The organism is Rhodococcus sp. MT28, from assembly GCF_058792695.1.
Genome location: NZ_JBXAFD010000001.1, coordinates 1,619,475 through 1,630,650 on the forward strand (window position 1 = coordinate 1,619,475; position 11,176 = coordinate 1,630,650).

General features: G+C 61.9%; 10 protein-coding genes. 7 read left to right on the forward strand and 3 right to left on the reverse strand.

Annotation, left to right across the window (positions count from 1 at the left end; all coding sequences use genetic code 11):
* Nucleotides 1-8: 8 nt before the first annotated feature.
* The 3 genes from AC1Q6C_RS07795 to AC1Q6C_RS07805 all read left to right on the forward strand — a co-directional run bounded on the left by AC1Q6C_RS07795 (nt 9) and on the right by AC1Q6C_RS07805 (nt 3,612).
* On the forward strand, nt 9-1,736 hold the full coding sequence (locus AC1Q6C_RS07795) for an FAD-dependent oxidoreductase (RefSeq protein ID WP_042921466.1): 1,728 nt from the start codon (nt 9-11) through the stop codon (nt 1,734-1,736).
* 212 nt (nt 1,737-1,948) lie between these two features.
* Nucleotides 1,949-2,425, forward strand: a complete 477-nt coding sequence (locus AC1Q6C_RS07800; protein WP_019745839.1) for a Zn-ribbon domain-containing OB-fold protein — start codon at nt 1,949-1,951, stop codon at nt 2,423-2,425.
* Nucleotides 2,422-3,612: a lipid-transfer protein gene (locus AC1Q6C_RS07805; RefSeq protein WP_030536146.1), complete on the forward strand. Its 1,191-nt coding sequence runs from the start codon at nt 2,422-2,424 to the stop codon at nt 3,610-3,612. The genes AC1Q6C_RS07800 and AC1Q6C_RS07805 overlap by 4 nt, the downstream gene beginning before the upstream one ends.
* A gap of 30 nt (nt 3,613-3,642) precedes the next feature.
* Here the strand turns inward: AC1Q6C_RS07805 and AC1Q6C_RS07810 are convergent, their stop codons facing one another.
* Nucleotides 3,643-4,449 carry an alpha/beta fold hydrolase gene (locus AC1Q6C_RS07810; RefSeq protein ID WP_492666481.1) on the reverse strand — a complete coding sequence of 269 codons (807 nt, stop codon included), beginning with the start codon at nt 4,447-4,449 and terminating at the stop codon, nt 3,643-3,645.
* 99 nt (nt 4,450-4,548) lie between these two features.
* Here AC1Q6C_RS07810 and AC1Q6C_RS07815 point away from each other — a divergent pair, with 99 nt between their 5' ends.
* Nucleotides 4,549-5,565 carry a helix-turn-helix domain-containing protein gene (locus tag AC1Q6C_RS07815; protein ID WP_230587526.1) on the forward strand — a complete coding sequence of 339 codons (1,017 nt, stop codon included), beginning with the start codon at nt 4,549-4,551 and terminating at the stop codon, nt 5,563-5,565.
* Here AC1Q6C_RS07815 and AC1Q6C_RS07820 read toward each other — a convergent pair.
* Both AC1Q6C_RS07820 and AC1Q6C_RS07825 read right to left on the reverse strand, forming a co-directional pair.
* Entirely contained in the window at nt 5,550-6,311 is a 762-nt protein-coding gene (locus AC1Q6C_RS07820; protein ID WP_492666482.1) for an ankyrin repeat domain-containing protein, read from the reverse strand. The genes AC1Q6C_RS07815 and AC1Q6C_RS07820 overlap by 16 nt on opposite strands.
* The gene (locus AC1Q6C_RS07825; RefSeq protein WP_030536150.1) at nt 6,308-7,018 is read right to left on the reverse strand and encodes a FadR/GntR family transcriptional regulator; all 711 of its coding nucleotides are present in this window, start codon (nt 7,016-7,018) and stop codon (nt 6,308-6,310) included. Before AC1Q6C_RS07825 ends, AC1Q6C_RS07820 begins: the two co-directional genes overlap by 4 nt.
* A 216-nt stretch (nt 7,019-7,234) precedes the next feature.
* On the opposite strand from AC1Q6C_RS07825, the gene AC1Q6C_RS07830 reads away from it, so the two are divergent.
* From AC1Q6C_RS07830 to AC1Q6C_RS07840, 3 genes are read left to right on the forward strand one after another with little or no spacing between them, the layout of a single operon-like run.
* On the forward strand, nt 7,235-8,674 hold the full coding sequence (locus AC1Q6C_RS07830) for an aspartate ammonia-lyase (RefSeq protein WP_058038379.1): 1,440 nt from the start codon (nt 7,235-7,237) through the stop codon (nt 8,672-8,674).
* Complete coding sequence (locus AC1Q6C_RS07835; protein ID WP_007730398.1) at nt 8,674-10,119, forward strand: amino acid permease; 1,446 nt, start codon at nt 8,674-8,676, stop codon at nt 10,117-10,119. The genes AC1Q6C_RS07830 and AC1Q6C_RS07835 overlap by 1 nt, the downstream gene beginning before the upstream one ends.
* Nucleotides 10,120-10,134: 15 nt before the next feature.
* Entirely contained in the window at nt 10,135-11,097 is a 963-nt protein-coding gene (locus AC1Q6C_RS07840; protein WP_007730395.1) for an asparaginase, read from the forward strand.
* The last annotated feature ends 79 nt before the right edge of the window (nt 11,098-11,176 follow it).

Consider the following 11,176-nt stretch of genomic DNA (forward strand, 5'->3'; position numbering starts at 1 on the left):
ATAGCGCCATGCCACACGTAGTCACGCAGTCCTGTTGCAGCGACGCCTCGTGCGTCTACGCCTGCCCGGTCAACTGCATCCATCCGACGCCGGACGAGCCGGACTTCCTCACCGCCGAGATGCTGCACATCGATCCGCAGGCCTGCGTCGACTGTGGCGCATGCGTCTCGGCCTGCCCGGTCGACGCCATCGTCCCCGAGTCGAAGCTGACCGACCCGCAGCGAGTCTTCCTGTCCATCAATGCGGACTTCTACAAGGAAGAGCGACCCAGGCCGCTTCTCGCCAAGGTCATCCCGGCAGCCCACGTCGACAAGGGCCGACCGCCGTTGCGCGTTGCGATCGTCGGTTCCGGACCGTCGGCGATGTACGCCGCGGACGAGTTGCTGACTCAGCCTGACGTGCAGGTCAACGTCTTCGATCGCCTTCCTGTGCCTTACGGCTTGGTTCGCGCCGGCGTTGCTCCGGACCATCAGAAGACCAAGCAGGTCACTCGCTTGTTCGACAAGATCGCCGCACAAAAGGGTTTCGAGTTCTACCTCAACGTCGAGATCGGCAAGCACATCTCGCACAGCGAACTGCTCGAAAATCACCATGCGGTGCTCTACGCAGTCGGCGCTTCGTCCGACCGTGGTCTCGGCATTCCGGGCGCTGATCTGCCTGGCACGGCCTCGGCCACCGACTTCGTAGCCTGGTACAACGGCCACCCCGATCACGCCGACGACGTCTTCGACCTCTCACATCGCCGCGCGGTCATCATCGGAAACGGAAATGTCGCGCTCGACGTCGCTCGCATTCTGACGGCCGATCCCGAGAAGTTGGCCGGTACCGACATCTCCGCTCACGCACTCGCCGCTCTGCGGAAGAGTCGCGTCGAAGAAGTTGTCATCGTGGGTCGACGCGGAATCGCGCAGTCCGCGTTCACGGTCCCCGAGTTCACCGGCCTGATGGCACTGCCGGACATCGAACTCTCTGTCGGACCCGACGACATGGTTCTCGACTCGGCCACCGAAGAACTGGCAAAACGCGGCGAACTCCCGCATGCCGTCGAGCAGAAGTTGCGTCTCCTCGAAGCCCTGAAGAACCGCGATCACGTCGACGTCGGCAACAAGCGCATCACGTTGCGCTACCTGCTCACGCCGACCTCGATCACCGGCGACGATCAGGTCAGCGGAATCGAGTTCGCTCGCAACGCTCTTGTCGACGCAAACGGAACCGTGCAGATCGAAGCAACCGGCGATACTGAGACCATCGATACCGGCTTGGTCCTCACCTCGATCGGCTACCGCGGAGTGCCCATCCCCGGCGTCCCGTTCGACGAGCGTGCGTCGGTCATTCCGAACGAGAACGGCCGAGTCCTCGAAGCTCCGAACGGTGATCCCGCCACCGGGGTCTACGCGACCGGTTGGATCAAGCGCGGACCGAGTGGGTTCATCGGCACCAACAAGTCCTGCGCGCAGGAAACGATCAGGATGCTCGTCGACGACTTCAACGACGGACGCCTGACCAACCCGGTCGCCGACGACTCCGCAGTCGATCGTCTGGTCCGGGCGCGACAGTCCGACGTCGTCGACCGCGAGGGCTGGCATGCCATCGACAAGGCGGAACTGGAACGCGGCGCTGCGCACGACCGTGTCCGCGAAAAGGTTCTGGATCAGGTCGAGATCACCTCCATCCTCGACGCTGCGGCCCGGGTGAAACCGACGCGTCGATTCGGTCGACCCGTTCGCGCCCGCTGATCCGCTACAGGTAAACAGCTACTTTCACGCACACGGCCCCGCCTGCAGACTCGTCTGCCCGGCGGGGCCGTCTGCGTTCCGGCAGCGTCCCACTCAGCGAAAATTTTTGCCCGTCAGCGGCCGAAATCGTGTAATACTGCAACCTGTTCCAGTAAGCGGCACAGCGGGCCCACGATCCCCCGGATCAGGCTCGCCAACCAGATGAGGATTGCATGAGCGAGACTGCAACGCCGGCGCCGAACGGGAGTGTGACGCCTGCAGTAGAGGGTTGGTTCACCACCGGCGACGAACCTGCTCTGATCGGCACGAAGTGCCAATCCTGCGGCACCATTTCCTTCCCTCGTGAGGCGACGTTCTGCAAGAACCCGAGCTGCTTCAGCGAGGAGTTCGACGACGTGGAACTCTCCCGCCGCGGCACTGTCTGGTCGTACACCGACGCGCAGTACCAGCCCCCGCCGCCGTACATCCCGCGCTCGGATCCGTACGAGCCTTTTGCTCTCGCAGCAGTCGAACTGCCCGAGGGCATCGTCATCCTCGGCCAGGTGGCCGACGGATTCGGCGTCGACGATCTCAAGGTCGGCAATACCGTCGAATTGGTTGTCGAGCCGCTGTACACCGACGAAACCGGAGTACGTACGACGTGGCGCTGGAAGCCTGTCGCCGCAGCTGATCAGGAGTCGCAGTCATGAGCAAGGACGTCGCAGTACTCGGTGTCGGAATGCACCCCTGGGGCAAGTGGGGGCAGTCGTTCGTGAAATACGGCGTTGCCGCCGCTCGCGCCGCGCTCGCCGATTCGGGCGTGAATTGGCAGGACGTCGACTTCATCGTCGGCGGCGAGACCGTCCGCAACGGGTACGGCGGATACGTCGCCGGAGCCACCTTCGCGCAGGCACTCGGCTGGAACGGCGCTCGCGTCGCCACGTCGTACGCCGCGTGTGCGACGGGAGCCCAGGCACTCGACACCGCTCGCGCACGAATCCTGGCCGGCCTCAGCGAAGTTGCCCTGGTCGTCGGCGCCGACACCACGCCGAAGGGCTTCCTCGCTCCCGTCGCCGGTGAGCGTTGGGACGACCCGGACTGGCTGCGCTTCCGCCTCATGGGTATGACCAACCCGGCGTACTTCGCGCTCAACGCGCGTCGTCGCATCGACCTCTACGGCGCCACCGCGGAGGATTTCGCCAACGTGAAGGTCAAGAACGCCAGGCACGGGCTGAGCAATCCGAATGCGCGCTACCGCAAGGAAGTCACCGTCGAGAACGTGTTGGCCTCCCCCGTGGTGTCCAATCCCCTTCACCTGCTCGACATCTGCGCGACGTCCGACGGCGGCGCCGCAATCTTGCTGACGTCGATGGAATACGCCCGCAAGATGGGCATCGCGGAACCTGTTCGCATCAAGGCTATTTCGACGGTCACGCCGACGTTCCCCCAGACGATCATGGACATGCCGAACTTCTCCACCGATTCCAGCTCCGCCGTTCCCGCTCCGGAGCGCACGTTCAAGGAATCCATCGGCTACGCCGCATACGAAGAAGCCGGGATCTCTCCCGAGGACGTCGACGTCGCCGAAGTCTACGACCTCGCTACCTCCGTGGAACTGGACTGGATCGAAGACCTTGCCCTCTGCAAGCGGGGCGAGGCCGAGCACCTCCTGCGTGCGGGTGACACCAGTATCGGAGGCCGCATCCCGGTCAATCCGTCCGGCGGTCTCGCGTGCTTCGGCGAAGCCGTTCCCGCACAGGCACTTGCGCAGGTGTGCGAGCTCACTTGGCAGCTTCGTGGACAGGCCGAAGGCCGTCAGGTCGAAGGCGCCCGCATCGGTATCACCGCCAACCAAGGTCTGTTCGGACACGGCTCCTCGGTAATCGTTTCCGCCTGACCCTGTTCTACTTTCGTGGCGGTCGCACACTCACCCGTGAGCGGCCGCCACGATCACGTCTGCCACTGCCCCTGGCTGGGAAACCAGCGATGCGTGCGAGGTCGGGAGTTCGCTGGTGTTCGCGCCCATCCGGTTTGCCATGAACCGCTGCGCCGATGCTGGGATCACGCGATCCTCACCGGCAACCAGATACCAGCTCGGTGTGTTCGCCCACGACGGTGGCCCGCCGAGCTCGAGGTTCGCCCACAAAGCCGCAGACTTCTGATGCGCCAACATCGTTGCCGCTGTCTCGTCGGAAACATCCTGAGCGAAGACGGAATGGAAATACTCGTCCGTGACGTAGCCGTCGGCGTTCTTCCCGCCGATCGCGTGAGGATCGTCGACGATCTTCAATCCCAGAGCCGGAGGAAGCAATTGGCTGCCAGGAAACCTGATGGGATCGATCGTGATCTGCACCGGCTCACCCTGAACCGGAGCAAACGCCGCGATGTACACCAACGACTGCACCTTCGGGTCGTGAACATTGGTGATCACCGCGCCGCCGTACGAGTGTCCGACGAGCACGACAGGTCCGTCGATGTCCGCAACCGTCTTCTCGATCACGGACGCGTCGTAAGCGGGCCCGCGTAGAGGATTGTCCGGCGTCACGACGCGATAGCCACGCGAGCGTAGGTCGGCGGCAACGCCGTCCCAACTGGTCGCGTCGGCAAAAGCGCCGTGGACGAGAACGACGGTTGGCTTGGGGCTCGCCACCGCAGCGCCGGAGCCGAAGATCACTCCAGCCGCGACTGTCATGAGTAACGCCAGAACTGCGGTGAATACACGTGAGATCTTCATGCGTTTCCTTCACTCTCGTCGAAAAGCGAGAAACTGCGGTAGGCCGGGACACGCCCGTTTCGATCCTAGAAATACCTGCTGCGACGGACGTGACTGTCCGTGCAGACTTTTGAGCTCACACTGCACAACTTCTGGTTGAGCGTCCGCATCGCGGGGTATCAGGGCTGCATGGCTTTGCTCCTGGATACTTCCGTGTTGGAGCCTGACCAACGCGCGGACGCCTTTGTCGACGCGATGGGTCGTGCCTCGGTCCCGTGTGCAATCCACTTGGAGAACCCGGAACGGGTGAGCGCGAGAATGAACGTGTGGAACCTCGGTGCAGCATCACTGTTCCGCTCCGAGTCGACCGGTATGCGGTTGACCCGAACACCACGTCACGTCCGGTCCGCGTCGATGCCCGTCCTTGCGATTGCCCTGCAGGAGATCGGGATCGGCCATCTAGATCAGCACGACGAACAACGCAGAGTGCCCGCCGGTGAGCTGTTGATGACGGACCTGACGTCGACCTACGATTTCTCCTGGCCGGGAACGGGCGCTTCCCAGTGCCTCTACGTTCCGATGGATCGGCTGGGACTGCCGATCGACACCGTGCGGGACGCAGCTACCCGGCCTCATCACAGCAATCTGTACCCCGTGATGATCGCGCACGTTCGTGAATTGTTCCGCAGCGCCGCTCTGTTGGAGACCGATCCTGCCGCCGAACAATTGGGCGAGGCCTCGATCGAACTCGCACGTGCTTTGGTCGCTTCGATCGCACATGCGAATCCTGACGCATCCGCTCCGAGATCGGCCCTTGCCATGACTTCGATCCGTCGATACATCCGTGAACACCTTCACGATCCGACACTGAATCCCGCACGAATTGCTCAAGCCCACAACATCTCACTGCGACAGCTGTACAAGATCTGCTCGGACAACGGCTTTCGGATCGAACAGTGGATCATCACCCAGCGCCTGCAGAAGGCTCGGGACGAACTGGCTCGACCCGCTACCGTCGATCTGCCGATCGCGACCGTTGCGCACCGGGCGGGGTTTGTCGACGCCGGACACTTCAGCCGACGCTTTCGACAGGCCTACGGGCTGAGCCCGACTCGTTGGCGTCAGCTCCGCGATTGAAGCAGCGCCACAACGTCCGACTGACCACGACTTTCGGCATTGTCCAACGCGGTCTTCCCCGATGCATCCCGGATCGAGGGATCTGCCCCCGCGTCGAGAAGCTGAGTGATCACGTCGATATAGCGCACCGAACCATCGCCGTACACAACGGCTTCGAGTAGCGCCGTCCACCCGGGATCGTTGACGTGATTGACCGGAACCCCGGCAGCGATCAGCATCCGGACGCTCTCGACATGCGCGTGTTCACTCGCCGGAATCAGCGCCGTACCGCCGTAACGGTTCACGCTGTCGACGTCCGCGCCGTGGGAGAGCGTGAGCGCCAGAATCTCGTTCAAACCCTCGGCTCCGGAATACAGGAAGGCCGAATCCTGCATGGAATCCTTCGCGTTCACGTCTGCTCCGGCAAGAATCAACGTAGAAGCCGCAGCGACAGCGTCGTTCTTGGCGGCCTCGACGAGTGGAGTCCGTTCGCCCTCGCCGCGAGCTTCGATGTTCGCGCCCGAAGCCAGGGCCGCGGTGATCGCTGCCGGATCATTGCGGTCCACCGCATCGAAGAGCGCCCGTTCGGATTCCGGCGTCGATGGCGGCTTTACGCCCGTAATCGATACAGCTGCCGCTGTCGTCGCTGACGCGGCGATCGTCGACGTCACCGGGGTGTCGGACGAACTGCAGCCGGCCAACGCCCCGGTCACTGATACCGCGAGGATAACGCAGACGAGGGCAGACCTACCCGGAAGCGCCGTCACAGCGGATTACTTTCTTGGACAAGAGTTTCAAGCGTCAGCCTAACGGCGTCGAGATGTTCGGCCATCGCTCTGGAGGCGTGGTCGTAGCTGCCGGATGCGATTCCTTCGACTATTCGTTCGTGTTCCTCGTTCGACCTTTCCTGGCGACCGGCAACAAGATTGAGTGTCTCGGACTGCCTTGTCAACGCTTCACGAATATCGACGATTACCGACTCGAAGACCCGATTCCTACTGGCTTTCGCGATCAGTCCGTGGAACTGCGCATCGAGTGCGACCCATACGAGCGGATCATCCTCGTCACGCATCTGCTGGACCAGTCCGCGGAGGGCCGTCAGTTCCTCCGCTGTGTGCCGTTGGGCAGCCCATCCTGCGGCCGGAATTTCGACATGCGGCCGCGCTTCGACCAACTCGTTGGCCGCGTAGCTGCCGAAGTCGAGGTCTCGCGCTATCGAATCGCTGACGACGAAGGTGCCGAGCCCGGATTTCGTCTCGGTGAGCCCGAGGGCATGGCACGAGCGCAGGGCTTCACGGATGACCGATCGACTGACCCCGTGTCTTTCGGCCAGGGACGCCTCGGACGGGAGACGCTCTCCGACTGCCAGTTCGCCGGAGGTTATTGCGGCACGGAGGTCGGCGAGAACCGCCTCGGCAGCACTCACCCGCGAGGCGACGGGTCGCCTGGTGGCCCAGCTGTCTGACAGGTTCATGCCGTCATTGTTGCGACTGCCGAAGTCCCGCGTCAAACATCGCACTTGATGAAGGGTTGACGTGCCGGAGTGAGCGAGGTAACAATTACACCTGTCAGACAGCCTGATAGCCCGATAGCAGGGCGGGACTATAACTCGACCGTCAGCGCTGCGATCCCGAAATACACCCACCGCGCAGAGTGATGCTTGCGCGAAGAGACACGAGGAATTGATCAAGTGCTCGAAACGCGAACAGAACACGATCTGCTCGGCGATCGCGAGGTTCCAGCCGATTCGTACTGGGGTATCCACACCTTGCGCGCAATGGAGAACTTCCCGATCACTGGTCGAACAATCTCCACGAACCCGCATCTGATCCGCGGCATCGCTTACGTCAAGTGGGCCGCAGCCAGCGCAAACGAAAAGCTGGGCATCCTCGACCGCCCGCGCGCGGAGGCCATCTCACAGGCATGCAAGGAGATCGTGGACGGGCGGTGGCACGAACAGTTCGTGGTGGACGTCATCCAGGGTGGCGCCGGCACGTCGACGAACATGAATGCGAACGAGGTCATCGCCAATCGCGCGTTGGAAATCCTCGGCCACCAGCGCGGCGACTACGAACGGCTTCACCCCAATGAACACGTGAACCTGAGCCAATCGACCAACGACGTCTACCCCACGGCCGTGAATATCTCGACGATCTTCGCGATCGATGACCTGCTGGATGCACTTCTTACACTCCAGAACGCATTCACGACCAAATCTCTTCAGTTCGCCGACACAGTGAAGATGGGACGCACCCAACTGCAGGACGCCGTGCCGATGACCCTGGGTCAGGAGTTCGGGACCTACGCGGTCATGATCGAGGAGGATCGGGCGCGTCTGGCTGAGGCCGCTCTTCTCGTTCACGAGATCAACCTCGGTGCGACTGCTATCGGCACTGGCCTCAACGCACCCGCCGGCTACGCCGAGGTGGCCTGTTCCGACCTGGGCGCACTGACCGGACTGCCGCTGGTGTTGGCAACGGATCTTGTCGAAGCGACCCAAGACGTGGGCCAGTTCGTCCACCTCTCCGGCGTCCTCAAGCGGGTCGCTGTGAAGTTGTCCAAGGTGTGCAACGATCTCCGGCTGCTCTCTTCGGGCCCGCGAGCCGGATTGAACGAGATCAATCTTCCACCGGTGCAGGCAGGTTCGTCGATCATGCCGGGCAAGGTCAATCCTGTCATTCCCGAAGTCCTCAATCAGGTCGCGTACGAAGTCATCGGCAACGACGTGACGATCACGATGGCTGCGGAATCCGGTCAGCTCCAACTCAACGCTTTCGAGCCGATCATCGTGCACTCACTGTCCGAAGGAATGCGACACCTCGGTGCGGCTTGCCGCATTTTGGCGGACCGGTGCGTACTCGGCATCACGGCTAACACTGAACTGCTGCGCGCCCGAGTCGAAGACTCCATCGGCCTCGTCACCGCGCTCAACCCCTACATCGGATATACCGCGTCCACTCGGATCGCCCAGGAGGCGTTGATTTCCGGGCGTCGCGTCGCCGATCTCGTAATCGAAGCCGGCCTGCTCGACCGCGAGGAACTCGATCGGTTGCTCAGCCCCGAACATCTCGCCAATCTCCGCGTTTCGGGGGAGAAGCCTCATGCCACCGCTGTTGCGGAGGAGGTTTGATGACCGTCGAACGGGAAGAGACAGGCCGCGCCGAAGTTGCCACTGAGGAGGATCTCGGATATCAGAAGGCGCTCGGCCCCAGACAAATTCAGATGATCGCGATCGGTGGCGCGATCGGAACCGGCCTTTTCATGGGGGCGGGAGGGCGACTACAACAGGCGGGCCCGGCCTTGGTTCTCGTGTACGCGCTGTGCGGATTCTTCGCGTTCCTGATCCTGAGGGCGCTCGGCGAACTGGTGATGCACCGACCGACTTCCGGATCCTTCGTTTCCTACGCACGCGAATTCTTCGGCGAAAAGATGGCTTTCGCTGCGGGCTGGTTGTACTGGATGAACTGGGCAATGACTGCCGTGGTCGACGTCACGGCTGTGGCGTTGTACATGAACTTCTTCAAAAAGTACTGGGCGCCACTGGGACACATCGATCAGTGGATGTTCGCCCTGATCGCGGTGTTGCTGGTTCTCGGACTGAATCTCGTGTCCGTGAAAGTCTTCGGAGAGTTGGAGTTCTGGTTCGCGTTGATCAAGGTCGTGGCCTTGACCGCATTCCTCGGGTTCGGTGTCTATTTCGTACTCTTCGGCACGCCCATCGAAGGGCATTCCTCCGGATTCAGCCTGATCGCCGACAACGGTGGGCTGTTCCCCAACGGAATACTGCCGGCAGTCGTGGTGATTCAGGGCGTCGTGTTCGCCTACGCTTCAATTGAACTCGTGGGGACCACGGCTGGAGAGACCGAAAATCCCCGGAAGGTGATACCCAAGGCGATCAACACAGTGATCATTCGGATCCTCGTCTTCTACGTGGGGTCGGTCCTGCTGCTCTCACTGTTGCTCCCGTACACCGAATACCACGCCGGTGAAAGTCCATTCGTCACATTCTTCGGTTCGATCAACATCCAAGGCGCAGATGCGATCATGAATCTGGTCGTTCTCACGGCGGCGTTGTCTTCCCTCAATGCCGGATTGTATTCGACCGGACGAATACTCCATTCGATGGCGACGGCCGGTTCGGCGCCTGCCTTCGCTGCCAGAATGAACAAAGCCGGAGTGCCGTACGGGGGAATCGCACTCACCGGCGTGGTCATCCTGTTCGGCGTCGGGCTCAATGCTGTTGTCCCAGCGCAGGCCTTCGAAATAGTCCTCAATCTTGCGGCACTTGGCATCATCAGTGCATGGGCGGTAATTGTGCTGTGCCAGTTGAGGCTCTGGCAACTTGCGAAACAAGGCAAAGTCACTCGCCCTTCCTTCCGCATATTCGGCGCACCGTACACCGGGATCGCGACACTGGTCTTTCTTGCGGTCGTTATCGTGTTGATGGCATTCGACAACCCCGTTGGAACGTGGACCGTCGGATCCATCGCGATCATCGCACCGCTCTTGATGATTGGTTGGTACGCCGCCAGGAATCGTATTCGCGAGTTGGCCATCCACCACCCCGCAGCTTGACGTGAAAGGACCACAGTGTCGAAAGTCGCAGTTGTCACTACCGGTGGCACCATCGCCAGCACCCGGGATGCGCATGGAATCAGCCGGCCCGCAATCACCGGTGCAGATCTGGTCGGCAACGAGCAGACCGACATCGAGCTTCGAGTCGTCGACGTGATGTCGAAGGACAGCTCGAGCATGACCTTCGCGGACATGGATCGTGTTCGCGACGCCGTAGCCGATCAATTGAAAGATCCCGGACTCGACTCGGTGGTCGTGCTTCACGGCACCGACACGATGGAGGAAACTGCGTTCTTGTTGGACCTGCACCACGACGACCAACGCCCGGTGGTCTTCACCGGCGCGCAGCGCACTTTCGACCATCCCGAATCCGACGCTCGTTCGAATCTCGCCGCGGCAATCTCAGCCGGACTGGACATCTCGTCACACGGGCGCGGTGTCCTCATCGCCTTCGGCGGTTCGGTCCATCCAGCCGCAGGTACGCGAAAGTCCGATACGACGGCACTCGATGCCTTCCGCCGCGTGCACATCGATCCGCTCCTGCTGCGTACTCCCGAACCATTGCCGTGGCATCCGATTTCGGACACCCGCGTCGACATCATCGCCGTGTATCCCGGGGCAGACCGCGTACAGATCGACGCCTGCGTGCACGCCGGGGCGCAGGGACTTGTTCTCGACGGACTCGGTTCGGGAAATGCCAATCCGACGATAGTCGAGGCCGTACGAGACTGCGTAGGCGCTCACATTCCGGTAGCCGTGACAACTCGGGTGCCCTCGGGGCCAATCTCCCCGGTTTACGGTGGCGGTGGTGGCGGGCACGACTTGATCGCCGCAGGCGCTGTATTTTCCACCGATCTTCGAGCCGGGCAGGCACGTGTACTTCTGGCAGCCTTGTTGTCAGATCCGGATCTCGTGGGCCTGGAAAAGGTATTCGACCGCTATTCGAGGTTTGCTCGCACCCCGCCGTTCGGGCGGTAGAACTGGCGACACCCTTCATTGTTCGAAATTCACTCCGCTAAATCAGGGACTTTGGTCCGAATATTCGACTTGGACGCTT